Origin of the sequence: uncultured Bacteroides sp. (assembly GCF_937912035.1) — a bacterium.
Classification (GTDB): Bacteria; Bacteroidota; Bacteroidia; order Bacteroidales; family Bacteroidaceae; genus Phocaeicola.
The window spans coordinates 1-25,714 of sequence record NZ_CALDPF010000025.1 but is presented as its reverse complement, the minus strand read 5'-3'; the positions used below and the strand labels follow the sequence as shown (position 1 = coordinate 25,714).

General features: G+C 36.7%; 17 protein-coding genes and 1 tRNA gene. 8 read left to right on the top strand and 10 right to left on the bottom strand.

Annotation, left to right across the window (positions count from 1 at the left end; all coding sequences use genetic code 11):
• Positions 1-58 precede the first annotated feature (58 nt).
• From Q0486_RS04565 to Q0486_RS04535, 7 genes are all read left to right on the top strand, one after another.
• Entirely contained in the window at positions 59-1,477 is a 1,419-nt protein-coding gene (locus Q0486_RS04565) for a sialate O-acetylesterase (protein ID WP_299230660.1), read from the top strand.
• An 88-nt stretch (positions 1,478-1,565) separates the two neighbouring features.
• The gene (locus Q0486_RS04560; protein ID WP_299230682.1) at positions 1,566-2,942 is read left to right on the top strand and encodes an alpha-L-fucosidase; all 1,377 of its coding nucleotides are present in this window, start codon (positions 1,566-1,568) and stop codon (positions 2,940-2,942) included.
• Between the two features lie 19 nt (positions 2,943-2,961).
• On the top strand, positions 2,962-4,413 hold the full coding sequence (locus Q0486_RS04555; RefSeq protein WP_299230659.1) for a sulfatase: 1,452 nt from the start codon (positions 2,962-2,964) through the stop codon (positions 4,411-4,413).
• 32 nt (positions 4,414-4,445) lie between these two features.
• Complete coding sequence (locus Q0486_RS04550; RefSeq protein WP_299230658.1) at positions 4,446-5,324, top strand: sialate O-acetylesterase; 879 nt, start codon at positions 4,446-4,448, stop codon at positions 5,322-5,324.
• 355 nt (positions 5,325-5,679) lie between these two features.
• Entirely contained in the window at positions 5,680-7,548 is a 1,869-nt protein-coding gene (locus Q0486_RS04545; protein ID WP_299230656.1) for a right-handed parallel beta-helix repeat-containing protein, read from the top strand.
• Positions 7,549-8,192: 644 nt separating this feature from the next.
• Entirely contained in the window at positions 8,193-10,475 is a 2,283-nt protein-coding gene (locus Q0486_RS04540; protein WP_299230654.1) for a glycoside hydrolase family 95-like protein, read from the top strand.
• Between the two features lie 91 nt (positions 10,476-10,566).
• A complete protein-coding gene (locus Q0486_RS04535; RefSeq protein ID WP_299230652.1) occupies positions 10,567-11,313 on the top strand; it encodes a copper homeostasis protein CutC in 747 nt (248 codons plus the stop codon).
• Here the strand turns inward: Q0486_RS04535 and Q0486_RS04530 are convergent.
• The 3 genes from Q0486_RS04530 to nagB all read right to left on the bottom strand — a co-directional run bounded on the left by Q0486_RS04530 (position 11,300) and on the right by nagB (position 16,805).
• On the bottom strand, positions 11,300-13,903 hold the full coding sequence (locus Q0486_RS04530; protein WP_299230650.1) for a transglutaminase domain-containing protein: 2,604 nt from the start codon (positions 13,901-13,903) through the stop codon (positions 11,300-11,302). The genes Q0486_RS04535 and Q0486_RS04530 overlap by 14 nt on opposite strands.
• Positions 13,904-14,006: 103 nt before the next feature.
• Positions 14,007-15,992: a glucosamine-6-phosphate deaminase gene (locus tag Q0486_RS04525; protein WP_299230648.1), complete on the bottom strand. Its 1,986-nt coding sequence runs from the start codon at positions 15,990-15,992 to the stop codon at positions 14,007-14,009.
• A 21-nt stretch (positions 15,993-16,013) separates the two neighbouring features.
• Positions 16,014-16,805, bottom strand: a complete 792-nt coding sequence (nagB, locus tag Q0486_RS04520) for a glucosamine-6-phosphate deaminase (protein WP_299230646.1) — start codon at positions 16,803-16,805, stop codon at positions 16,014-16,016.
• Between the two features lie 182 nt (positions 16,806-16,987).
• Between nagB and Q0486_RS04515 the strand changes: the two genes are divergently transcribed.
• Positions 16,988-18,190: an ROK family transcriptional regulator gene (locus Q0486_RS04515; RefSeq protein ID WP_299230644.1), complete on the top strand. Its 1,203-nt coding sequence runs from the start codon at positions 16,988-16,990 to the stop codon at positions 18,188-18,190.
• A gap of 221 nt (positions 18,191-18,411) precedes the next feature.
• Here Q0486_RS04515 and Q0486_RS04510 read toward each other — a convergent pair.
• The 7 genes from Q0486_RS04510 to Q0486_RS04480 all read right to left on the bottom strand — a co-directional run bounded on the left by Q0486_RS04510 (position 18,412) and on the right by Q0486_RS04480 (position 25,439).
• Positions 18,412-18,484, bottom strand: a tRNA-Trp gene (locus tag Q0486_RS04510).
• A gap of 76 nt (positions 18,485-18,560) precedes the next feature.
• Entirely contained in the window at positions 18,561-19,145 is a 585-nt protein-coding gene (locus Q0486_RS04505) for a uracil-DNA glycosylase family protein (protein WP_299230642.1), read from the bottom strand.
• Positions 19,146-19,218: 73 nt separating this feature from the next.
• Positions 19,219-19,848: a hypothetical protein gene (locus tag Q0486_RS04500; RefSeq protein WP_299230640.1), complete on the bottom strand. Its 630-nt coding sequence runs from the start codon at positions 19,846-19,848 to the stop codon at positions 19,219-19,221.
• A 167-nt stretch (positions 19,849-20,015) separates the two neighbouring features.
• On the bottom strand, positions 20,016-21,416 hold the full coding sequence (locus Q0486_RS04495) for an alanine/glycine:cation symporter family protein (protein WP_299230638.1): 1,401 nt from the start codon (positions 21,414-21,416) through the stop codon (positions 20,016-20,018).
• Positions 21,417-21,446: 30 nt separating this feature from the next.
• Positions 21,447-22,100, bottom strand: coding sequence for an RNA-binding domain-containing protein (locus Q0486_RS04490; RefSeq protein ID WP_299230636.1), 654 nt, complete (start codon positions 22,098-22,100; stop codon positions 21,447-21,449).
• 39 nt (positions 22,101-22,139) lie between these two features.
• Entirely contained in the window at positions 22,140-23,438 is a 1,299-nt protein-coding gene (locus Q0486_RS04485; RefSeq protein ID WP_299230634.1) for an L-serine ammonia-lyase, iron-sulfur-dependent, subunit alpha, read from the bottom strand.
• A 12-nt stretch (positions 23,439-23,450) separates the two neighbouring features.
• Entirely contained in the window at positions 23,451-25,439 is a 1,989-nt protein-coding gene (locus Q0486_RS04480; protein WP_299230632.1) for a cytochrome c biogenesis protein CcdA, read from the bottom strand.
• Positions 25,440-25,714: the final 275 nt, after the last annotated feature.

Genomic DNA, 25,714 nt, shown 5'->3' with positions numbered 1-25,714 from the left:
GTACTGATAACAAATAGCCCTATACCTTATTCTGTATAAACTCTAATATTAAGTTATAATGAGAATATTAATTTCCATATTATTATTGTTGATAAACGCTACAAGTTATTCAAGAATATTTCTTCCGTCAATAATAAGCGATGGAATGATTCTCCAGCAGGATTCCGAAGTAAGATTGTGGGGAAAATCCGATTCGAAAGATACTATTTTTATATCTCCTTCATGGACTAATCGTATTTATAAAGTTTTACCTGATACAAAAGGGGGTTGGAGTGTTATGGTTGGAACGAATAAGGCTGATTTCGTTTCTAAAAATATTCATTTTTCTCAAGGAAATCAGTCTTTATATTTGAACGATGTCTTGTTTGGCGAAATATGGCTGTGTTCGGGACAATCTAATATGCAAATGAAAATGAAAGGTTATTATGGAACTCCAATTAATGGTGGGCGTCAAGCAATAGCTGATAGTCACAATTATAATGTGCATGTATTTGAGGTCCCGAGAGTTGCATCCGTGGAACAGGAGTTTGACTGTAATGGAGAATGGAAATCATCATGTCCGGCAACTGTAGCAGAGACAAACGCGAATGCATATTTTTTTGGAAGGCAGCTGTATAAAACATTGGGGGTTCCTGTTGGACTTGTAGTTGCCCCATGGGGAGGTGCCTCTATTGTCGCATTTATGAGTGGTAGGTCATTAGGTTCTTTTTCTCAATTTAAATTACCCAAAAAAGGTGATAAAAATTTGGGAAATATGACTCCTTCCGCACTTTATAATGGTATGATAAATTCTATACTGGGATATGGTATTAAAGGTTGTATATGGTATCAGGGTGAAACAAACAGAAAGGAACCGGATTTATATAGAAAGCTTTTTAAGTCAATGTTGGCAGACTGGAGGGAGAAGTGGAATATAGGAAACTTTCCTTTTATATATGCCCAGATTGCTCCATTTGATTATAATGATGGAAATTCGGCCTACATCAGGGAAGCCCAGTTGATGTGTCAGAATGAAAATGCCAGAGCATATATGGTTTCTTTAATGGATGTAGGCGAGGAGCATAACATCCATCCGTCGGAAAAAGAGACTGTGGGAGTACGTATGGCTATGTCTGCACTTGATAAGGTTTATGATATTGAAGGTATATATTCAGATGAACCTATATATAAGTCTTGTAGGATAGAGGATGGTAAAATGATAATAAGTTTTGAAAATGCTTCTAATGGTCTTTCTACATACGGCAAACCGATAACCTCTTTTACAATAGCTGGGGAAGACAGGGTTTTCTATCCTGCACAAGTACGTATACATAAAAGTGAGATTGTTGTCTTCAGTGATAAAGTGTCTAGTCCAGTTGCAGTGAGATATGCTTTTACAGATTATGCCAAAGGATGTCTGTATAATGTTGAGGGGTGTTGTGCCTCATCGTTCAGAACGGACAACTGGACTGAGGAGACCTGTAAATTTGAAGAATAAGATGATATTGTAATAATTTAAATGAGGAATTATGTATAAAGATAAAACAAAGAATATAAAGAGATTAGGAAATTTATGTATTTCAAGTATGTTTCTTTCATCAGTACTGCTTTGCGGCAGTATTACACCTGGGTTTGCGCAGAAAAAGAAAATACCAATTCCCACACCGGCACAACTTGTATGGCAGGATGCTGAACTTACGGCTGTTTTCCATTATGACCTCCATGTGTTTGACGGCAAGAAATATAATCAGGCATACAACAGAACCACCCCTATACCTGATATCAACATATTCAATCCGGAACAGTATGATACCGACCAATGGATACGTAGTGCCAAGGGTATGGGTGCCAAGATAGCTATTATAACTGCCACTCATGAGACCGGTTTTGCTCTTTACCAGTCTGATGTGAATCCTTATTGCATGAAGGCACTGAAATGGAAGGAAGGAAAAGGGGATATAGTACGTGATTTTGTAAATTCCTGTCGTAAATATGGTGTAAAACCTGGTATCTATATAGGTATAAGATGGAATTCCTTTCTTGGGGTTTATGATTTTATGATGCCTAAGGATGGCACTAAATTTCAGCAGAACCGTCAAGCTTTCTATAATAAAATGTGCGAAGGTATGACTGAGGAACTTATGTCTCGTTATGGTGATCTTGCAATAGTATGGTACGACGGTGGAGGACATGGACCTGAATTGGGTGGCGCTGATATTCTTCCGATAGTGGAAAAGTATCAGAAGAATATAATTTTCTATCACAACAGCCAGAGAGCTGATATTCGTTGGGGTGGTTCTGAGAGCGGAACTGTTCCATATCCTTGTTGGGGAACTTACCCCTTCCCATATTCACATTCAAAGAATCAGGAGGTTGTGCTTAAAAATGATTTTCAGCTATTAAAAACAGGTGACCCTGAAGGTGATTATTATATGCCGGCAATGTCTGATGCCCCTCTTCGTGGCTATAATGGTCGTCATGAGTGGTTCTGGGAACCAGATGATGAGGCACATGTTTTCCCATTGGGTGATCTTATGAATATGTATGAGAAGTCTGTCGGAAGAAATTCGACATTAATTTTAGGACTTACTCCAGATGACCGTGGTCTTATACCTTCTGTGGACTCATTAAGGCTTTCTGAATTTGGTAATACAATAAAAGCAAAGTATGGAAATCCTTTAAAAAGTATTTCTGGCGAGGGTGATAAATATGAAATGAAGTTTAAATCACCTGTAGAGGTTTCATGTTTTGTTATTCAGGAGGATATAAGATATGGTGAACGTATTCGAAGTTATGTAATAGAGGGTAAAGTGAATGGACAATGGACGGTTCTTTGTGAGGGTAGTTGTATTGGGCACAAGCGTATTGAAAAACTTGCAAGTCCTGTTCGTTTGAGTGTTGTTCGTTTAAAAATTAAAGATTCTTTAGATAAACCTTTAGTGAAGAATTTCTCAATGTTTTAATCATAATATTTTATAAGTGATGAAAAAATTGTTTTTATTATCCTTGGTAGCTTCAGGTGTAACTTCTTTGTATGCTGGAAACAATAAAATGAATAAACCTAATGTATTGTTTATTCTTGTGGATGACATGGGATATACGGATTTGAGCTGTACCGGTAGTACTTTTTATGAAACTCCGAATATTGATAGACTTGCCAGCGAGAGTGTTGCTTTTAATTATGCTTATGCTGCTTGTCCGGTATCATCACCTTCACGTGCTGCTATTATGACCGGTAAATATCCGGCAAGAATAAATCTTACAGATTATATTCCAGGAAACCAGGCGTATGGTCCTCATAAAGATCAGATGTTATCTTCTCTTCCTTTCAACCAACACCTTGATATTGATGAGATAGGTCTGGCTGAAGCATTTCGTAGGAATGGATATTGTACTTTTTTTACAGGTAAATGGCATTTGTCTGAATCAGAAAAATATTATCCAACTTCGTTTGGTTTTGATGTAAATTTAGGAGGAAATAATACTGGGCATCCAGCTGGTGGTTATTTTTCACCTTATAAGAATCCGCAACTTCCAGATGGTCCCAAAGGAGAATACCTTACAGACCGTCTTACAGATGAAATGATAAAGTTTATAAGAACAGAAAAGGATAAACCTTTTTTTGCATTTCTGTCATATTATACTGTTCATTTACCAATGCAGGCAAAGGTGGATAAGATTGACAAGTATATTGAAAAACTGAAAAGCATTACATTTAGTGGTAATGAGTTTATTAAAAAAGAGAATACTTTTTATAAGATGTATCAGAATATGCCTGTTTATGCCGCAATGGTGGAACATCTTGATGATAATATAGGGCGTTTGATGGAATGTTTACTTGAGGAGGGACTTGATGAGAATACGATAGTTGTATTTACTTCAGACAATGGTGGTATGGCAACCAGCAATACAACAGGTAATATACCTACCAGTAATTATCCATTACGTGCAGGAAAGGGATATCTTTATGAAGGTGGAATAAAGGTTCCCCTTTTTGTGAGATGGAGTGGTAAGATAAAACCTTCAGTAGTGGATAAGACCCCTGTAGTGGGTACGGATTTTTATCCCACTCTTCTTGATTTGTGTGGACTAAATCTTTTGCCAAATCAACATATTGATGGCTTTTCTATAAAGACTTTATTGGAAGGTAAGAAGTTTGCTAGGGAGCCCATATTTTGGCACTATCCACATTATAGTGGTGGTTTGGGAGGTCGTCCTTCTGCAGCTGTAAGATATGGTAACTATAAATTGATAGAATTTTTCGAAGATAATCATGTGGAGTTATATAATGTTGTAGATGATGTCTCTGAGAAAAATGATTTATCTTCCATAAAGCCTGAACTTACAGAAAAGTTGAAAAATATGCTCAATCAATGGTACTTAGAAGTAGATGCTAAAATGCCTGTAAAAAATAGTTTTTATCATGGTATGTAATAGGATTGTTGTTTTTATAAGATTTATGTAAAATGAAAATTATCAATTTTGTTTATTGTATAGCATTTTTATTATTCCACTCATTAAATATAATAGCGCAAGAGGTAGATGTAGTGTTGATAGGTGGTCAGTCTAATGCTACAGGACAGGGATATATGCGAAATATACCTTCTTCTTTTAAGATTGATACCGATGTAATGTTTTACTATTCCAAATTTCTGAACCAAGGTAATGGAGGTGGAGTATGGAGAGAACTTTGTCAAGCTTCGGAAACTATGGATAAATTTGGAGTGGAATTGAGTCTTGGAACATCATTGCAGAAGTATTTTCCTGATAGAAAGATTGCCTTGATTAAGCATGCTCTTTCCGGCTCAAATCTTTATGAACAATGGAATCCTGGAAATAGGAACTGTGAAAAATCAGGTGAAGAGTATGTTAAATGGCTTAATACAGTAAAAGATGCTCTTGCAGAGCTTGAAAAGAAAGGTTATAAGCCTGTAATTCGTGCTATGGTATGGCAGCAGGGTGAAGCAGATGCTAGAGAGATTGCAGGAATGGAAAATTCGAGACGATATGGAATAAATCTTCGTAATTTTATATTGGAAGTAAGAAAGGAGTTAGAGGCTCCAGATATGTTGTTTGTATATGGTGAGGTAATGCCTATGGAAGCAGAACGTTTTCCTGGACGTAACTTGGTTAGAACTGCCCAGATTGAAGTTTCTGAAGCTTCATGTAGTAAGTTATCAGTAAAAAATGCTTTTCTTGTAGAAAGTGATGATTTACAAATGCGTCGTGATGATTATCGTACTCCGCTTCCTAATGATGATGTTCATCTAGGGACATATGGTATATTGACTCTAGGTGAACGTTTTGCTAAAGTTATTTATGATAATAGGAATACAAAATTATAGATTTCTTGTAGTTTTCCAAAATTATGGAAATTGGTTATTGTACTAAATAAATAATTATCTCAAATGATGTGGCATTACATTTATATGATTAAATAAATATGGTTGTGATGTTGGAAATATTCCCTTCTAATAATATTATAATTATGGGAAGAATAGGAACTCTTTGATATGTGTTTAATTTGTCATATTCGGCTGAAATATATGTAAAGACAATTAATTTTTAGAATGTACTTTACAATTCTGGGATTTTGTTTTATCAACTTATTTTGATGTTCTAGTAGGAAAATAAGAAGATATACATTTATAGGAGTGGTTAACTATAATCGACTAAATTACAAATCAAAAAATTATAAACATGAAAAACATTTTGTTTATTTTGCTTCTATTTATTTTAAATGTTAACGCAAAAGAATATCATGTATCTCCTAATGGCAGTGATATTAATAATGGTAGTGCACCAAATCCATTTAAAACTATAAATAGAGCAGCGCAAATTGCTATGCCTAATGATACAATAACTGTTCATGAAGGAGTATATCGGGAATGGATTAATCCGGCAAATGGAGGCCGGAGTGACGAAGAACGTATATTGTATAGAGTTGCAGAAGGAGAGAAAGCAGAAATAAAAGGTTCTGAATTAATAAAAGGATGGACCAAAGTAAGAAAAAGTAAAAATGTATGGATGGTTACAATACCAAATTCTTTATTCGGTTGTTTTAATCCGTTTCAAGAAAATATATATGGCGATTGGTTAAATGACAAGACATTTCATAGAGGTGATGTTTATCTTAATAATGTGTCCCTTTATGAGGCAAAAAGTTTAGAAGATGTATTTAATCCTAAAATTATTTATAGTATCCGTGATAAATATGGATATGATAAATTTTGGTTTGCTGAAGTAAAATCTGATCAAACGTTAATATATGCAAATTTTGGAAATTTGAATCCAAATAAAGAGATAGTAGAGATAACTGTTCGCCCCACATGTTTCTATCCTACAAGAGAAGGTCTTAATTATATTACATTTAGAGGATTTCATGTTAGTCAAGCTGCTACACAATGGGGAGCTCCAACGGATGAACAAATAGGAATTGTTTCCACTCATTGGAGTAAAGGATGGATTATAGAAAATAATATTATTAATAATTCTCGTTGTATAGGAATATGTTTAGGAAAAGAACGTTCTACAGGACATAATTTGGCTTGTAATGACAAACGTTTGGATGGTACATCGCATTATATGGAAGTTATATTTAATACTTTACGTAATGGATGGAATAAAAGTAGAATCGGTTCACATATCGTAAGAAACAATATTATATCTAATTGTGAACAAGGAGGAATAATAGGGAGTATGGGAGGAGCGTTCAGCGAAATATATGGTAATCATATATATAATATTAATGCAAAACAACAATTTTACGGAGCTGAAATTTCAGGAATAAAATTACATGGAGCAATTGATGTGTATATACATCACAATAGGATACATGATACCGGTCATTATGCAATTTGGCTTGATTGGATGGCCCAAGGAGCAAGAATTTCATCAAATCTAATGTATAGATGTAAAGATGAAGATGTGTTTATTGAGGTTAGTCACGGCCCCATAATTATTGATAATAATATAATGTTATCTAAGCAGTCTTTTAGAGAAAATTCTGATGGAATATCATTAATACATAATCTTTTTTCCAGTAATATAAACAGATTTGACGATAATCGTTACGTTCCTTATAATATAGAGCACTCCACTGAAATAAAGGGCATAAAAGACATAAAGAGTGGTGATCATAGATTTTATAATAATATTTTTTTAGGACATAAAGATAAAGACAAAAGATATGGTTTATCTCCTTATGATGTAAGTGTATGGCCTATATATGCTGAGAATAATGTTTTCGGTAAATATGCTTTTCCTATGAAAGACAAAATACAAGGAATTGTAGAAGAGAATTTTAATCCACAAATTATAATTGAAGAAACAGAAAATGAAGTCTATCTGATATTTGACAAAATCAACTTTAGCATTTTAAAAAACAAAAAGACAGAAATTGTTAATACTAAAAAATTAGGAAGGACAAAGTTGAGTAATTATTTATTTGAGGAGTCTGATGGTTCAAATATAGTAATAGATAAAGATTATTTTGGAAAGCTTCGTTCCCAAAATCCAACAATAGGACCTTTTGAATTTTTGTCGGATATACGTATAAAAGTTTGGTAATAGTATGATAAAAATATTTTTTAGCAGAAACTTACAGGATATTATTTTTATATATAATACTTCGATTAATTTTATAGAAAATTTGGATGTAAAATATAAAATAGGCTAAAGTCTGTTCGAAAATGTATATAATGAATAGTGAAAAATGTCAAATATAAAATGTTAAGTAATAAGAATCGTAAGCGAAAAAGAGAATAAAGCATAGATAAGATAGAAAGACGTAATTTTATAATTATTAATAGATTATGATTTTTTCTACTTTTAGGGTGTAACTAAAGAAAAACTCATTAAACAATACAAATGTGACTATTTGTTTGTTTTTAAATTAGTTAAAGATATACACAAACTTATTGAAAATAGTTTCATGAATGCAATGAATATATTTAGTGGTATAATGAATCTTATCAATACTCTTCAATATGAGTGTTATGGATGTTTCTAGAATAGATTTTTTCAACTAAATTTTACTGATTTGTATTCACAATTCAATCATTAGTGAAGTTTTCTTCAAATATATCCTCCTTATATCTCAAGTTGTGGCATCTTGGATAGGTTATTTATAGACAGGGTGTTATTTATTGCTTAAACTACTAAGGTCAGGCTAATTCTTAACGAATTTCTAAAATTTAGATAAAATAAGACAAATGAAGAAAGAAAAATTTTTGTTGCCTTTGATGGGAATTTTGGTAGCTTGTGGTAATACAAGTAATACAGATTTATCTGTAGTTTCTGATGTTTATGACCTTGAGTTTGATAATCTTGCCAATGTATGGGATGAGGCAATGCCTTTGGGAAATGCCACCTTAGGGTCTTTGGTATGGCAGAAGGGAAATTGTCTACGAATGTCAATAGACAGGGTTGATTTATGGGACTTGCGTCACTCAAAGGAACTAGAAGGTAATGACTTCTCGTTTAAGTGGTTGTATAATCAGGTACAGAAGAAGGATTATCAACCGGTTCAGAGACGTTTTGACTATCCTTATGATGCATATCCAGGACCGTCAAAAATACCTTGTGCTGCTTTAGAGTTTCCTTTAGATAGTACTGATAAGGTTAAAAATATACACCTCTATCAGAAACAAGGAGTTTGTGAGGTTGTATGGGAATCCGGAAAGACGATGAAATGCTTTATTCACGCGGAAGAACCGTTGGGTTGGTTTGTTTTTAATGGAGTACCAGATGATTTTTTCCCATTGCTTGTTCCTCCTTCATACAACAAGGAGGTTGTAAACAAAGCCAATGATCAGAGTTCACATGGTTTATGGAAGCTAGGTTATGAACAAGGAAATATAGAACATATAGGTAAAAACAAGATATTGTATCATCAGAAGGGATGGGAGAGTTTTTTCTATGATGTGGCACTGAAATGGGAACATATCGGTAATAGTCTTGTTGGTGTATGGAGTGTAACATCTTCTTTGTCAGGAGGAGATGCTTTATCTATTGTGGATAGCGCAATGACTAAAGGAATTTCTGCATATTATGATAGTCATCTGTCCTGGTGGAATGATTTCAATAACCGTTCTTCCATAAGTATACCGGATAAGGTAATAGAAAAGCAGTACTATAATGAGGTTTACAAAATGGGATGTATTGCCCGTGATAATTCTTATCCAATATCTCTTCAGTCTGTATGGACAGCCGACAATGGTCAGCTTCCACCATGGAAAGGTGACTATCACCACGACTTAAATACTCAATTGAGTTATTGGCCGTTTTATACTGGTAATTATCTTAAGGAAGGATATGGTTATCTTCATACATTATGGAATCAAGTTGAAGAAAATAAGTTATATACAAAACAGTATTTTGGTACAGAAGGTCTTAATGTCCCAGGAGTATGTACTCTTCTTGGACGTCCTATGGGGGGGTGGTGCCAGTATGCTCTAGGACCTACAGTATCAGCTTGGCTCTCTCAGCATTTCTATCTTCATTGGAAATACTCTCAAGACCGTGAGTTCTTGAAAAATCGTGCTTATCCTTATATGAAGGATGTTGCAACCTATCTTGAACAGTTTACTGTTATTAGGAACAGTGTTAGGACTTTACCTTTGAGTTCTTCTCCTGAGTTTAATGACAATAGGCTTGAGGCATGGTTTCATGAAATGACTAATTTCGATAGAGGACTTGTACGATTTGCTTTTCGTGCAGCATCAGAGATGGCTTCTGAACTTAATTTGAAAGAGGAGGCCGCTCATTGGTCTTCTCTAGAATCAGAGTTGCCTCCTTATTTAGTAGATGATGAAGGTTCCCTGAGTATAGCTAAAGGATTTGATTATAATGCTTCACATCGCCATTTTTCTCATCTTCTTGCGATTCATCCTCTTGGTTTGATAGATAAATCTAATGGAGATAAGGATGCTGCATTGATTGATGCAAGTATAGCAAAACTTGACAAGTATGGTCCTGACTGGTGGACAGGTTATTCATATAGTTGGCTTGCAAATCTCAAGGCACGTGCTTTTGATGGTGATGGTGCGGCAGAAGCCTTACATACATTTGCTGAGTGTTTTTGTCTTCGTAATGGTTTTCACGCAAACGGCGATCAGAGCCATTCTGGTAAATCAAAGTTTACTTATCGTCCTTTTACTCTTGAAGGTAATATGGCTTTTGCTGCTGGTGTTCAGGAGATGCTTTTACAGAGTCATACGGGGGTTGTTCGTATATTTCCTGCAATTCCTGATTGTTGGAAAGATGTTTCGTTTGAAAAACTGCGTGCAATGGGAGCCTTTGTGATTAGTGCAGTAATGAAAGAGGGGAAAGTAGAACGAGTACGTATCTTGTCTGAAAAGGGATGTAAGTTGCGTATGGCTCTTCCTTTTGATGGTGATTTTAAGATTAATGATAATAAGAATTACGTTATAAAAGACTGTATTATTGAAATGGAAACAGAAGTTGGTGATGTAATAGAGTTTATAAAGATATAATTCATATTTTTCCAGTCTATTATTTTATAATTAAAAGCTGTGGAATGTAAATATTTTAATGTTACTTTGCCTAAATAAAAATAATCAGTTTATGGAATATTCTTTTGAAATTTGTGCTAATTCGGTAGAAAGTTGTATTGCTGCTCAGGAAGGTGGAGCACATCGTGTTGAACTCTGTGCATCAATGCCTGAAGGAGGAACTACCCCTTCAATAGGTGAAGTTAAGCTGGCCAGACGTGTATTGGATATAAAATTGCATGTCATTATACGTCCGCGTGGAGGAGATTTTGTCTATTCTCCATTGGAATTGGATATTATGGAAGAGGATATACGTGCCGTGAAGGATGCAGGCGCAGATGGAGTGGTGTTCGGTTGTCTGACTCCTGAAGCAGAACTGGATATGCCTGCAATGGAACGTTTGGTCAAGGCTGCAGAAGGTATGAGTATTACATTCCATCGTGCATTCGATTATGTGCGTTGTCCTCAAGATGTTATGGAGAGTCTTATTGGTATGGGAGTATCAAGGATACTTACTTCCGGTCAGCAACCTACGGCAGCCGAGGGAGCCGAATTATTGGCTTCACTCGTGAAACAGGCAGCAGGTAGAATCATCATTATGCCCGGTTGTGGAGTTAATGAGAAAAATATTCGTAATCTGGCTGCGAATACTGGTGCTTCGGAATTCCATTTTTCTGCACGCGAAAATAAAGAAAGCCGGATGCTATATCGCAATCCGGCTCTGTCTATGGGAGGAACAGTGACGGTAGATGAGTATCTCACTCCGGTAACTACCGCAGCCCGTGTACGAAACACAATCAGTGAGCTTACAGACCGTTGATGGTCTTGATAAGCTGTTCACCTGTACCTATGGTGTAGCCGTCAATTTGGAAAACTACACGATTGAATGTATCACCTATAATGAATATCGGCAGCTGACCGCCGTTCGAAAGTTTCATGTTCTGTGAAATTTCGTTTCGTATAGCATTATGGGCGTCTATACCATAAACTATATTTGAAGGAAGATTTTGAAAATCGGTTGGAGAGAATTTCCTGTAAGACTTTTCGTCCGGGAATAAAAGTATCATTTTTCGTCCCCATTTTTCAAACTCTTCCTTTTTGATTTCTATGTCTTTCAGTGCGTGGTTTGTAGGTTCCTGTCCTGGACCAAGTATTCCGATAACGAAATAACCTCTTCCGGTTGTTGAAAGAATAGAGGTTTCAGTTTCTGTAGCGATATCAGTGTATTTAAGCTCAGAGTTGAAGTTTCCTATAACTCTTATTTCCTCGGCATTATCACGCATAGTAAGTTCTATTCTTGTTTCTTTATCTTTTTCTACAGTGAAGAATGAAACATTACTCATTACGCTTCCGTTTGCAACTCGGCTACCTGTTGTGAGCATATAAAATCCTTCTTCTATCTTAAGACCGTTCTTGAGTAATGAACTCCATGTCGCATCCTCAGGATAGTTCAACAGCTTGAAGCTGCCATCTTCATATTTTGATATAGTGAAGTGGGTATAGTATTTAGGATTATCGAGTCTTGGGATAGCTTTGTATGTAGCTTTCAGAGTACCTTCCGGAGTTTTTGATGTTTCTGATATTTCGAAGTTAACCTGATTGGTATTGCCACGGTCTATGTAATAGATGTTTCCAGTCACAGGATCTTTCCATGCCTGGATATTGAGACTTCTGGCTGCTGCTACAAAGAATATCTCTCGTGATTGGGAATCAACAACTCTGCATTTCCATGTGCCGATAGGGGATGTAGGAGCACCACCTTTGTTCAGGTCATTTCTTATGGTTATACTGTCTGAACACCATTTAACCAGTGTTTGAGGATCCGATGTGAACTTGGCTTTCAGACTTTCCGGTATCTCTTTCTGCAGGAAAGAACGATAGGAGGTGAGTAATTCATTTGCTACACGTGGACAAAGTACATATTCCGAACTGGCATCTTCTGAAGTATTGTATAGATGATCTTCAAGAACGCTGCATGGTGTATCTCTCAAATCTTTGTCGGTTATGCTCTTCAATAATTCGATTGCTCTTCTAGACATTTTGTTTTGTGAGGAGTTACTCAGGAATCTCATAATTTCTGCATAATTTCCCCTAGACTTAACGATGAATCCCTGTATGTCTTCGTATTGCAGGCTGTTGTCTTCAGCAAATTTATCAATAACGTCTTTATTAGGGAATGTTGCTAAATATGCGTTCCTGATAGAATCTTCCTGATGCATTCTGAAGTCATTTTCTTTGCGCTGTTCCTCTGTTACTGAAGGAATTTTTGCGTTTTCTGCAGGAGGAACTATAACCATATTCTCGGAATAGGTATCGTTCACATTGTGTTCTAATATGATGTCAACCGCTTTGTCTTTTCCGAACGAAACTTTTCTTAAACCAAACTTGTCGCCATGCGAAACATAGACCATCATGTCTCCAAGACCGGCTGAAAGTGAAACCTGTCCTTGTGTATTGCTTTTTTGCTTGTATACAGTGAAGAATTCTGCATAGTTGTATAGCTTGAATTCTACGTTTGCCCCTTCTACAGTATTTCCTTTATCGTCTTTTACAGTAACTGTGACAGACGATTTGTCCGCATAATTTTCTATGATATTTATTTCTGTATAGTTAGCGGTCTGAAGCATTTTCTCTTCTTTCCCGTTATATGAACCGAAAACCTTTGTGTGCATCAGCATTCCTCTGCTGGCTGGCGAGTTGAACCAACCCAAATTAAGAACAGGTTCAGGTTCGCATGCTCCGAGGAAATACCATTTGCCGTCCACCCATGCTTCTACCCATGCATGGTTGTCGTCTGTGTGTGCCCAGCGTGGAGTGTATACCTGACGTGCCGGAATGCCTATGGCACGGAGTGCAGCAACAAGGAGCGTAGATTCCTCTCCACATCTTCCGTAAGCTGTCTTTATTGTTGCCATAGGTGAACTTGTACGGCTGTCTGAAGGTGTATAAATGGCTTTCTCGTGACACCAGTGGTTTGCTTCAAGCACTGCGTCGTACATTGACAGGTTCTTGACTCTTGGCCACAATTCGTTTTGTATATATTCTCTGGAATTATCCAGGTTCTCGTTATTTACTCTTATTGGGAGGACAAAGTGTCTGAAAATATCTTCAGGAATATTCTTCCCCCATGATGATGCCTCTCTTATCTTGAACGAAAGACGGATATTATCAAGATAGTATTCTCCTGAGTGGTCGGCAATATCACTTAGAGTCATATAGGCATAAAGGAACTGAAGTGCTTCTTTTTCTTCTGTAGCAATATTCTCATTGAAAATATCGAACAGTTTTCCGTTTTTCAGAATTGTCTTTTTTTCTGCAAAGTCATTTTCAACTTTTGCTCTATAATCCGAATCGTTTATGAAATGTTTTTCATTATTGCAACTTGTCGACAGCATGCATACTGAGACCATGCTTATCGAAAATATTAGATGTCTGAACATAATTGTGTCTTAAAAAAAATCCTGCAAACCATTTAAGCCTTGCAGGATTTTATTATTGTATTAAAAATAATATTTATAGAGGCTTGTATTCAACGAATGCTTCCATTGCTTCGTAACATGCAAGTCCCAATCCGTCGTAAAGAGATGCAGTTCCGCGGTTACGGTCTTCACTTCTTTGCCAGAACAGACGTTCGTCGTTGCCAAGGAATGGTGCGCTTTCCATCTGCGACTGATGCTTGAGGATTGAGTTGCGTTTAGCGCGTAGCTCTTCTGGACTCAGAGGAACAGCCATTTCGATGTTCTCTATTTCCCATTCTGCCCATGCTCCACGATACATCCATATTCTACAGTCATTAAGCCATTCTGCACCGGCGTTCTTCTCTTCGTCGATAGCTGCAAATACGGCATCGGTACATACTCTGTGAGTTCCGTGCGGATCGGCCAAATCGCCTGCCACATAAATCTGATGAGGTTTCACTTCTCTCAGAAGGTTGAGTACTATTTCAATATCAGGCAGGCTGATAGGGTTCTTTTCTATCTTACCGGTTTCGTAGAAAGGAAGGTCGAGGAAGTGACATCTTGACAAAGGAATATTGTTGTATGTACATGCTGTACGTGCTTCACCTCTACGGATGAGTCCCTTGATAGTAAGAATGTCTCTCGAGTCCATATCACCTTCTTTCTTTTCGGCAAAGAACTTCTTTATTTCGGCGTACTTGTCGCTGATGGTCTGGTTCTGGTTGTCGTCGAACAACTGATTGAAACCATTGATGAAGTGCATGAATCTTACAACTTCTTCATCGCCTACGGCAATATTTCCTGAAGTCTGGTATGCTACGTGTACTTCATGTCCCTGCTGAACAAGTCGTCTCAGTGTTCCACCCATTGAAATGACATCGTCGTCAGGGTGTGGAGAGAATACGATAACTCTTTTAGGGAATGGTTTTGCTCTTTCTGGGCGGTAAGTGTCGTCAGCGTTAGGTTTTCCGCCCGGCCATCCTGTGATAGTGTGCTGAAGGTCGTTGAATACTTTGATGTTTACGTTATATGCAGAACCGTAAAGAGCTAGAAGTTCGCTCAGACCGTTGTCGTTGTAATCCTTGTTGGTCAGTTTCAGGATAGGTTTGCCTAATGTCTGACACAACCAAACAATAGCGCTTCTGATAAGCTTGTTGTTCCATTCGCAGTTTGTAACCAGCCAAGGGCGTTGTATTCTTGTCAGATAAGCTGCGGCAGCAAGGTCTGTGCATACCACTGCATTTGTGTGCATCTGAAGGTATGAAGCAGGCAGTGTGTCTGTAATTTTTTCTTCTACAGTCTTGCGTATGATTTCTGCTTTGTCCTCACCCCATGCTAGCAGGAATACTTTTCTTGCACCAAGAATGGTTTTGATACCCATTGTAATGGAGCAAGGAGGAAGATTGTCAACACCAAGGTTGTGAGCTGCTTCCGAACGTGAAGTACTGTCAAGCAATATCAGGCGTGTAGATGAGCTGGCCTGCGAACCTGGTTCGTTCATACCTATGATTCCTTTTCTTCCTATTCCCAGAATAGCAATATCTATACCTCCGAATGTCTGTATTCTTTGTTCGTATAGTCTGCAATGGTCGATTATTGCATCCTGTGGAATGCTGCCTTCCATTGTGAAGATATTCTGTCTGTCAATGTCAACCTGCGAGATGAACTGTTTCATCAGATGGCTGAAAGTACTTCCGGCACCTTCGTTTATAGGATAGAATTCATACAGATTGAACAAGATGACATTTCTGAAGCTTACGCCTTCGTCTTTATGACGGCGAATCAGTTCTGTGAACAATGGGCGTAGTGATGATCCTGTACCTAATGCTATTGTACAGAATTTTCCTTCACGCTGTCTGTCCTGTATCTTTGCTATTATTTCATCTGCAATATGCTGTGTCCCTTCGTCCATTGATTCGAAAATGTTTGTTGTAATCTTTTCGAATCTTGTGATTACCGAACGTTCAACAGCATTTTCAGGCTTGTAATAACGTGTTGATACATTGTTCAATGAGATTTGCGATGTTAGGTTTGTACGCATAAACTCTCGTTTTTTAAGTTATTAAAGATTGTTTTTCTCTATATCCTTAAAGTATTTGTATGTACCTACTTTAAGTTCGTCTGTAGCAGCTTCGTCGCATACGATGATACCGTGTTGGTGCATCTGCAAAGCACTGATAGTCCACATCTGTGTGATACCACCTTCTACTGCATGCTGTAATGCGCGTGCCTTGTTGTGACCGTTACAGATAATCAATACTTCTTTTGCAGAAAGAACAGTACCTACACCTACTGTAAGAGCTGTCTTAGGAACTTTGTTTACATCATTGTCGAAGAAACGTGAGTTTGCGATGATTGTATCTGTTGTAAGAGTCTTTACACGTGTACGTGATGTAAGTGATGAACCCGGTTCGTTGAATGCAATGTGTCCGTCAGGACCGATACCACCAAGGAACAAATCTATACCACCGAATTTTTCGATTTCTTTTTCGTAGTTGGCGCATTCAGCTTCAAGATCAGCTGCGTTACCGTTCAGTATATGTATATTCTCTTTACAGATGTCTATATGATTGAAGAAGTTATTGAACATGAAAGAGTGATAACTTTCAGGGTGTGATTCAGGAAGACCTACGTATTCGTCCATATTGAATGTAACGACGTTCTTGAATGATACCTTACCCTGTTTGTTCAGTTCAATCAGGGCTTTGTACATTCCAAGTGGAGATGAACCTGTAGGGAGACCCAAAACGAAAGGCTTTTCTTTTGTAGGATTAGCAGCATTGATTTTATTAGCAACATAATTAGCAGCCCAATTTGAAATAGACTGATAGTCTGGTTCGATAATTACTCTCATGATTTTTTGGTTTTATTAGTTTATTAATTTAGTTAACTATATGCTTGTATATGAAATATTTTGATAACTATGCAAAGATACCTATCATAAATTAGAAAGGCAAATAAAAAAAAAGATTTTTTAATGGTAGGATATTAAAAAAAACTATTATTTTTGTGGCATATACTATAAAAACTATAAATATGGGACAGAGGCTATTGGATGAAATTAAGAAAGGCACAAAAAGTGCAACGATGAAACGTCGTATAATTACACATTTTATATATAATGGTGATGCTACGATTACTGACCTATCTAAAGATATGGATTTAAGTATTCCAACCATAACCAAACTGGTGGATGAAATGTGTGAAGATGGATATGTTGATGATAATGGAAAACTAGAAACTAATGGTGGAAGACATCCTAATTTATATGGTTTAAACCCTGATGCTTGTTATTTCTTAGGTGTTGAGGCTGCTCAGAAGTATCTTAGTTTCTGTGTAGTAAATTTTAGAGGGGAAATAGTTGATTATAAGACACGTATACCTTTCAAACGTGAAAATACAGTTGAGTGTCTGGATAAAATGTGTGATGAGATTTTGTCGTACATAAATTCATTACCATACAAGAAAGAAAAATATCTTAATGTTTGTGTTGCATTGCATGGTCGTGTGAATCCTGTTACAGGATGTAGTTATGGAACATTTAATTTTGCCCAGACTCCAATCAGTGAAATGATTACAGATAGAATAGGAATAAATGCTTGTGTTGATAATGACAGCAGAACAACAGCATACGGTGAATATATGATGCACTCAGTGAAATGCCCTAAGAATGTTATATTTATAAATCTGAGTTGGGGATTGGGTATGGGTATAATTATAGATGGAAAGTTGTATAATGGTATGTCTGGGTTTGCAGGTGAGTTCGGTCACAATTTCGGATACGATAATCAGCAAATATGTCATTGTGGAAAGAAAGGCTGTATAGAAACGGAGGTATCTTGTTCGGCTCTGTATAGAAAATTCATAGAAAGGCTTAAGAATGGTGAAAGTTCTGTTATACTTAAGGAAAAATCTATAGAGGATATAGAACTTGATGATATATTCAATGCTGTAGACAGAGAGGATGTGTTGGCAATAGAATTGGTTGAGGAAATAGGTCAGAAGCTTGGACGTCATATTGGTGGTTTGATTAATATATTTAATCCTGAACAAGTTATTATTGGTGGAGACCTCTCAAGAGTTGGTGATTATCTTTTGCATCCTGTAATATCAGCTATAAGAAAGCATACTCTGAATATGATGTATCGTGATTCTGATATTGTATTGTCTGAATTGAAGGATAAGGCTAATGCTGTTGGAGCTGCATTATTGTCAAGAAGTAATCTTTTTGTTATATGAAATAATTGTTTTATGAGATAAGTTTTGCCTGTACAGAAAATCTGTATGGGCAATTTTTTTTATATAGAATTTTATAGTATGTTTTTGGTTTTCAGATATATCGTGTGGTTGTATGAATTACTTAGTTTTTTTACGTTGATCAGAAAATTTGCGTCCCGATTTCGTCCCGGGTATAAAACAACAAAAGCCGCAACTCGTTGAGTTACAGCTTTTTACTTTCGCACGGGAAGAGAGGCTCGAACTCCCGACACTCGGTTTTGGAGACCGATGCTCTACCAACTGAGCTATTCCCGTGTTTGCGTGTGCAAAGGTAGTACTTTTTTTTAAATTGACAAGTTTTTCTTGTAAGAAAAATCAATTTTATTTTATGCTAAATGTGTAACTCATTGAAAACCTTGGCGTATAGATCTGATTTTTTTTCAAGCTTTAATGGATATGCTCTGCTTGATGATGGCATTCTGTATAGTGAAATAGTCCTGTCATGAAATAATATTTCCGTTTTTTCACCAATTGCAGGCTGATCGACTGAGAAATAATTGCATATTATGTCGGTAGCTTTCTGTCCTGTAGTTATTATAGCTTTACAGTTTGGCAACTGTATTAATAAAGTTTCTATATCTGTAGGCTCTACAACTTCAAGAAATTTGTCCGAAGCATTGTCCTGCAGTCTTATTACAGCTGTTGCAGTATCGTATAATGCTACTCCTTTCTGTTTAAGAAATGTTTCCAATTTTGGTTTGTCAAATGCTTTTTTGTTTTCAGTAAGGAAATGTTCTTTGTCGTTGAAGAAAATATAACCGAATATTCTCCACATATCGTTTTGTAGGTTAGGGTAGAAGAAGTCCATACTCCATCTTTTTCGCTGCGGAGGAAAACTACCAAGCATAAGTAGTGATGCATTTGGAGGGAGGAACGGCTCAAGTGGATGCCGTTCTATTTCTATATGGTTGTTCATGTCGGAATATAAATAAAAAGCGGGGTTGATATTATGAAATACCTACTCCGCCTTAATTTGTTTTTATATAAGTTTATGCTTTTGGTTTAGGCTCTTTTTTTGCCAAAAGAACGATGTTATATACATAATCGTTCATCCATTCCTGTGAATACCCCAATGCATGTTTGTATTGGCGGATGTTGTGACAAGTTTTTCGTACACCATCGTCTTTCCAATCTGTTTTAGTAAGGATGTCGTCAATGGTTTTTTCTGTCATATTACGAAGCATTTTTTTCAGTAAGGTTGGCATGCGGAATTTCCACTGCATAAGATTTCCTATGACCATCATTAAGTCCTGGCTGAATCCTTGGAACATAAACAGGTAAGACTTGATGTCGTTAACGTTCTTACAGTTTTTCTTTACTGATGCATCTATTTCTTTAAAGAAATTGTCGTTAAGACCATAAATCTCTATCAGCATTTTTTTACAGCGAGATTTCTCAGCTATTCCCAGTTTGTTATTCTGAGTGGGAACTTTCAACGTACGTTTGAATACTGCTAGATCTGGAAGAAAGTTAATATTGCTTATACCCATTTGTGCGGCCATAACAGCTTGGTAATAAACTCTGATAAGAGTCATAAAATCTTCCATTCCACCTACTCTTACAGGGCCTTCGGCATTTTCGTTGTTTTTCTTTCCGAATAGTTTTGAAAATATACTCATATATTTAAATGTTATTTGTTTTTCCAGTTGCAAATATAGTGAAATAAATTGATTTAGAGTATTAATGTTTTCAATGTATTGTATATAACATGCAGTTCACAATAATCTGATAGTTGTTCTATTTTGATGTGTATTTATGTTTTTTTTGCCGACTGGTGTCAGCGATATTACCAACAACTAATGTCTTCTTCGATGTCTTTCATTTTTTCTTTAGAGAAGACAGGACTCTTAATACCTTTCTTTTTTTGATCCATATAGTCATCTAGTAGTCTGAATGCGTATTTGCCAAGCATTATAATTGCTATTAGATTACATATTGCCATAAGCGCCATTGTGATGTCGGCAAGGCTCCATACCAAATTTAGGCTTGCGATAGAACCAAAAAAAACCATTCCTCCTACAAGTATACGGTAGATTTGTACTACACTCTGATTCTTGGTAATGAATCTTATGTTAGCCTCACCGTAATAATAATTTCCTAGAATACTGCTATATGCGAAAAATAATATAGCAATTGCTATATATGTACTTCCGATGTTTCCAATTTGGCTATTTAGTGCAGCTTGTGTGAGTTGTATTCCGTCAAGTCCAGCATTTAGATTCTTACCACTGAATATTATAATAAAAGCTGTACAGGTACATATTAGCAATGTGTCGGTGAATACTCCAAGTGCTTGTATAAATCCTTGTTTTGCAGGGTGGGTTACGTGTGCTGTAGCTGCTGCGTTTGGAGCAGAACCCATACCGGCCTCATTGCTAAACAGTCCTCTTTTTATTCCCTGCATCAAAGCTGCGCCTATACCTCCACCGATAGCCTGTTCCATACCGAAGGCGTTTTTTATTATAAGGTTTATTATGTATGGCAAGTGAATGATGTTACTTATTACTATATAAAGTGCAAGAAAAATGTACCCCAATGCCATTATTGGAACAAGTATACTGCTTACATTGGCAATCCAGTGTACACCGCCGAATATTATGATTATAGTGAGTGTGGTAATTCCAATTCCCATATAAATGGGAGGTATATTGAACGCGCTATCAAAAGCCGCACAAATAGTATTACTTTGAACAGAATTAAATGCAAACCCGAATGTAATTGTTATTAGTACGGCAAATATAATTCCCATCCAGCGTTTTTTCAGTCCTTTCTCCATATAATATGCCGGACCTCCGATGTATGAATGTTTGCTTTTAATTTTAAAGAGTTGTGCCAGTGTTGATTCTACGAAAGCACTGCTAGCCCCAAGAAGAGCGATAATCCACATCCAGAATATGGCTCCCGGGCCACCTACAGTTATTGCTGTAGCTACACCTGCGAGATTGCCTGTCCCTACACGGCTGGCCAGGGAAATAGTAAATGCCTGAAATGATGATATGTGTTTTTCGTGTCCATCTATTTTTGCTGTAGAATCGCCGAGCAGTCTTATCATCTCGCCAATCATTCTGAATTGTACAAATCTGGTCTTGAAGCTGAACCACAGTGCACAACCCAGTAGCATTGCTATAAGTATGTATGTCCAAAGAATGTCGTTTGCCTGATTAATAAAATCTGTTACAATGTTCATTATCAATTGAATGTTCTTTATTATTAAATGTTATAATGTGATATCCTCTTTTAATCTGAAATAGAATGTATGTTCTCTGAAAATTTGTTCTACAAGTTCAAATCTGATAAAATCAGCCAGTAGTCTGCTTGTTGTTATCCTTGGAATGTTTGATAATTTACTGCATTTGTTTAATGTCAGTTCTCCATTTTTTTCCAATACATTCAGAAGATGTTTTTCTCTCTCTGAGTATGTTACAATAACTCTCTCATTTTCCTTGTTATATTTCCACCTGTTTAAGAAAACAGTATCAGCCAGAATATTCTCATCTTTTATTCTGACGTATGCCCATGCCTTGTTTTCAGTATCGATAGCGCAGACTGGTTTGTTTTTACTCTCTTCTATAGTAACTTCAAGAATATCTTTGCCCTGAACTCGATATATTTTGTTCGATATATTTACTTCAGGTTTGCAATACATTTTTGCGGCGGCCTCAATCATGTATATTTCTTCTTCAGAGCGTACGCCTGCTATTTTTCCGTTATCTTTTACTCCAATCAAAAGTCTTCCACCTTCAGTATTTGAGAAGGCGGATATACTTTTGGCTATTTTTCTTGCATCCGAAATCGCGAATTTAAAGTCCTGATGGACATGTTCTCCTTCGTCAATCAGTTTAAGTATATAAGATTCGTCAGTAGGGTGCATAGTGTGTTTAGTTTTGTGTTGTGTATTGATTGTATAAATTTAGTATTCGCAAGACTTGTGAGTCATTATGTCCAAAACGACCTTGTCTGTTTCGTTCATTCCCACAGAACCTATTCTAGTCAGGTTTCTGATACTCAAGTCTACGTTGTCTTCTATTATACCTTCTACTGATGTTACACACTTCTGTTCCATTGCCATAATTGCTGATAGCACTGCAGTTGATACGCCACTAGTTAATTTCAATGCACAACTAGGTTTTGCTCCGTCGCAAATCATACCTGTAAGATTGGCTATCATATTTTGAACGGCATAAACTATTTGCTGATATTCTCCACCCATGAGATAAGTTATACCACAACTGCTACCTGTAGCCGCAACTACACATCCACATAATGCAGAGAGACGTCCCAAACTCTGCTTGATATAAATTACAGTAAGGTGACTCAACGTAAGGGCACGTATGAGTTCTTCTTCTGTCTTATTATTGTCTTCGGCATAAACTACTACAGGCATTGTTGCAGCGATCCCCTGATTACCACTTCCGGAATTGCTCATTACGGGAATCATAGCACCTGCCATACGTGCGTCGCATGCGGCTGATGTATAAGAAAGTATATGGGTAAAAGTATTATTCCCCATAATATCTCTTTCATTTTTACATTCCATCAGTGTCTTACCTAACTCATGTCCGTAATGACCTTTAAGAGAACGTTCTGCAGCTTGTTTATTAAGGCGTTTTGATTCAAGAATAAATCTTATCTCATCAAGTGGAGCTGTAGTGGCAAACTCATAAACTTTATGTAAACTGAGATTAAGTTCATCATCATTCAACTCACTTTCACCTGCAATTTTTTCATTCAGAATTACATTGTTATTCTTGCTTACATATACGAAGTTAGTATGTCCACCGCTTATTATCGCTGTTGCTTCATCTTTTTCGGACGAACATTTTACTTCAATATACAATTTTTCTTCGATACCATATTTTAGTCCTATTTCTATGGCTTGTGAGTCAATCATTTTTTTGCCTTCTTCCACCGCTTCAGGTGTACAATCTTTTAATACTTCAAGCTGATAATCGGATTTTCCGATAATTGCTCCCAATGCTATAGCTATAGGAAGTCCTATCATTCCAGTGCCTGGAATTCCAACTCCCATTGCATTCTTCAGAATATTAGCACTAAGTAGTACTGAAATTTTTTCAGGCCTTTTTCCTAATGTTTCTGTAGCTTTAGCTACACAAAGAGCTACTGCGATAGGTTCTGTACAACCTATCGCAGGAACAACTTCTTTCTTTATCAGGGCAATTATTTGCTCTCTTTCTGATTTTGAAATCATCTTTCTGATTGTTTATTTTTGGTAATTCTTTAAACCGGTTTTAAGGAAATCTATATATAGATTGATGTCTTCATCGTATGAATATGATTTGTTCAGAGGCATACCTTCATTGTCCACAAGTACATAGAATGGTTGTGCGTTGGCTCCAAATTTTGAACGTTGCAGGTAGCTCCATTTATCGCCTACGGTACGCAATGTTCTTTCTTTACCATTTTCTGTAACGGTTATAGGCTCTTCAAGTTTAGTTTTATCGTCAACATACAAAGTAATCAGGACATAGTCTTCTGTCAGTAATTTACTTACGTTCTGGTCTGTCCATACGGCAAGTTCCATTTTTCGACAGTTTACGCATCCATATCCTGTAAAGTCAATCATAACAGGTTTCTTATTCATTCTAGCATATTCCATACCAGCTTCGTAGTCTGTAAATTTGGCGTGAACTTCATTCTTGTAAAGGTTGAAATCCTGTGTCTGCATAGGAGGAGCGAATGCACTGACTGCTTTTAGTGGGGCTCCCCAAAGACCTGGTATCATATAAATAGCGAATGCTAGAGATATAAGAGCCATGAAAAATCTAGGTACACTTACTTTCTGCTCGTCATCATCATGAGGGAATTTGATTTTTCCTAACAGGTACATTCCCAAAAGTCCGAAGATTACTATCCACAAAGCGAGGAATGTTTCACGGTCGAGTATTCTCCATCCGTAAGCGAGGTCTGCCACTGAAAGGAATTTCAATGCAAATGCTAACTCTAGGAATCCTAATGTAACTTTAATAACATTCATCCAACCTCCTGATTTTGGCATTGATTTAAGCCATGACGGGAACAGGGCAAAAAGCGTGAAAGGCAATGCTAGTGCAATGGCAAATCCAAGCATACCGATAGCTGGAGCTACAACACTACCTGTAGTAGAAACCTCTACTAGTAAAAAACCGATAATAGGACCTGTACATGAAAATGACACGAGAGATAATGTGAATGCCATAAGGAATATACTCAAAAGTCCTGTAGTCTGTTCAGCCTTGCTGTCAACAGCATTGCTCCATTTTGAAGGTAGAGTAATCTCGAATGCTCCAAAGAATGATGCAGCAAATACCAAAAGCATCAGGCAGAACAGAATGTTGAATACTGCATTAGTAGATAATGCATTAAGTGCGCTTGCGCCGAAAATAAGTGTTATGGCAAGTCCAAGAGTAAGATAGATGACTACAATTGAAGCACCGTAGGTCCATGCGTCACGAATGCCTTTCTTTTTGTCCTTGGTACGCTTGAGGAAGAAACTTACAGTCATAGGAATGATTGGCCATACGCATGGAGTAAATAATGCAAGTAGTCCCCCAGCCAATCCTGTAAGGAATATGTATATCCATGACATAGACTCTTCTCCTGTATGTTCGCCGAAACTGTTCAATTCATTAATAACAGGCTTCCAGTAATCTACCTTTTCAGAGTTTCCTATTTTTAGAGGTGACAATTCCAGTTCCTGATTTGTATTAATTGTAGTCTCATTATTCTCATCTTTATTGTCATTTGAGGCTATGACACCTGTTCCATTGAAGTTGAAATCAACACTGGTAGGAGGGAGGCAATTCTCATCGTTACAAGCTCCATACTCCAAATATCCTTTAATACTATAGTTCTTGTCGGTGATTTTAATTTTCTGAATGAAAGCCGCATTATCCTTGAAATATCTTACTTTCATTCCAAATATAGGATCCATTTCATTTATTTCATTACCTACCGGAGTTAGCTTCCCAATGGTTTCTGCTCCTTCAATTTTATCTATATTGAAAGTAGCCGAGATTGGCCCTCCGTCTCCCAATTCTGTTGAATACACATGCCATCCCTTTTCTATTTTGGCATTAAATACTATTTCAGCTTCAGTGTCTGAATTTTGTTTCCATTCAGTTTTGAATTTTATAGGCTCTTGTATTTGTGCTAGAGCCGGTAAGGTTAAGATAACTGACAATAGCCAGCAAAACAATAATTTTTTTGTCATTTGTTACAATAAAATTAAGAGTTGATAATGTTTTTGCAAAGATACGCATTTTTATAATATTTATTATTCATAGCTGTTTCCTTATATGATTTTTTATGTGTTGTCAGTCCTTTGAATACTTTTTTTGATAAAAAACAAATTTTTTTTGTGCAAATGTTTGTATATTCAAAAAAAAACGATACCTTTGCAACGCTTTTAAGAAATAAAGCACTTCGGAAGGAGTTTTGGAGAGGTGGCAGAGTGGTCGATTGCGGCGGTCTTGAAAACCGTTGTAC

Excerpts from the sequence above, each read along its gene's own strand:
- Q0486_RS04565 (WP_299230660.1), top strand. The coding sequence starts at position 59 with ATGAGAATATTAATTTCCATATTATTATTGTTGATAAACGCTACAAGT.
- Q0486_RS04560 (WP_299230682.1), top strand. The coding sequence starts at position 1,566 with ATGTTTCTTTCATCAGTACTGCTTTGCGGCAGTATTACACCTGGGTTT.
- Q0486_RS04555 (WP_299230659.1), top strand. The coding sequence starts at position 2,962 with ATGAAAAAATTGTTTTTATTATCCTTGGTAGCTTCAGGTGTAACTTCT.
- Q0486_RS04550 (WP_299230658.1), top strand. The coding sequence starts at position 4,446 with ATGAAAATTATCAATTTTGTTTATTGTATAGCATTTTTATTATTCCAC.
- Q0486_RS04545 (WP_299230656.1), top strand. The coding sequence starts at position 5,680 with ATGAAAAACATTTTGTTTATTTTGCTTCTATTTATTTTAAATGTTAAC.
- Q0486_RS04540 (WP_299230654.1), top strand. The coding sequence starts at position 8,193 with ATGAAGAAAGAAAAATTTTTGTTGCCTTTGATGGGAATTTTGGTAGCT.
- Q0486_RS04535 (WP_299230652.1), top strand. The coding sequence starts at position 10,567 with ATGGAATATTCTTTTGAAATTTGTGCTAATTCGGTAGAAAGTTGTATT.
- Q0486_RS04530 (WP_299230650.1), bottom strand. The coding sequence starts at position 13,903 with ATGGTCTCAGTATGCATGCTGTCGACAAGTTGCAATAATGAAAAACAT.
- Q0486_RS04525 (WP_299230648.1), bottom strand. The coding sequence starts at position 15,992 with ATGCGTACAAACCTAACATCGCAAATCTCATTGAACAATGTATCAACA.
- nagB (WP_299230646.1), bottom strand. The coding sequence starts at position 16,805 with ATGAGAGTAATTATCGAACCAGACTATCAGTCTATTTCAAATTGGGCT.
- Q0486_RS04515 (WP_299230644.1), top strand. The coding sequence starts at position 16,988 with ATGGGACAGAGGCTATTGGATGAAATTAAGAAAGGCACAAAAAGTGCA.
- Q0486_RS04505 (WP_299230642.1), bottom strand. The coding sequence starts at position 19,145 with ATGAACAACCATATAGAAATAGAACGGCATCCACTTGAGCCGTTCCTC.
- Q0486_RS04500 (WP_299230640.1), bottom strand. The coding sequence starts at position 19,848 with ATGAGTATATTTTCAAAACTATTCGGAAAGAAAAACAACGAAAATGCC.
- Q0486_RS04495 (WP_299230638.1), bottom strand. The coding sequence starts at position 21,416 with ATGAACATTGTAACAGATTTTATTAATCAGGCAAACGACATTCTTTGG.
- Q0486_RS04490 (WP_299230636.1), bottom strand. The coding sequence starts at position 22,100 with ATGCACCCTACTGACGAATCTTATATACTTAAACTGATTGACGAAGGA.
- Q0486_RS04485 (WP_299230634.1), bottom strand. The coding sequence starts at position 23,438 with ATGATTTCAAAATCAGAAAGAGAGCAAATAATTGCCCTGATAAAGAAA.
- Q0486_RS04480 (WP_299230632.1), bottom strand. The coding sequence starts at position 25,439 with ATGACAAAAAAATTATTGTTTTGCTGGCTATTGTCAGTTATCTTAACC.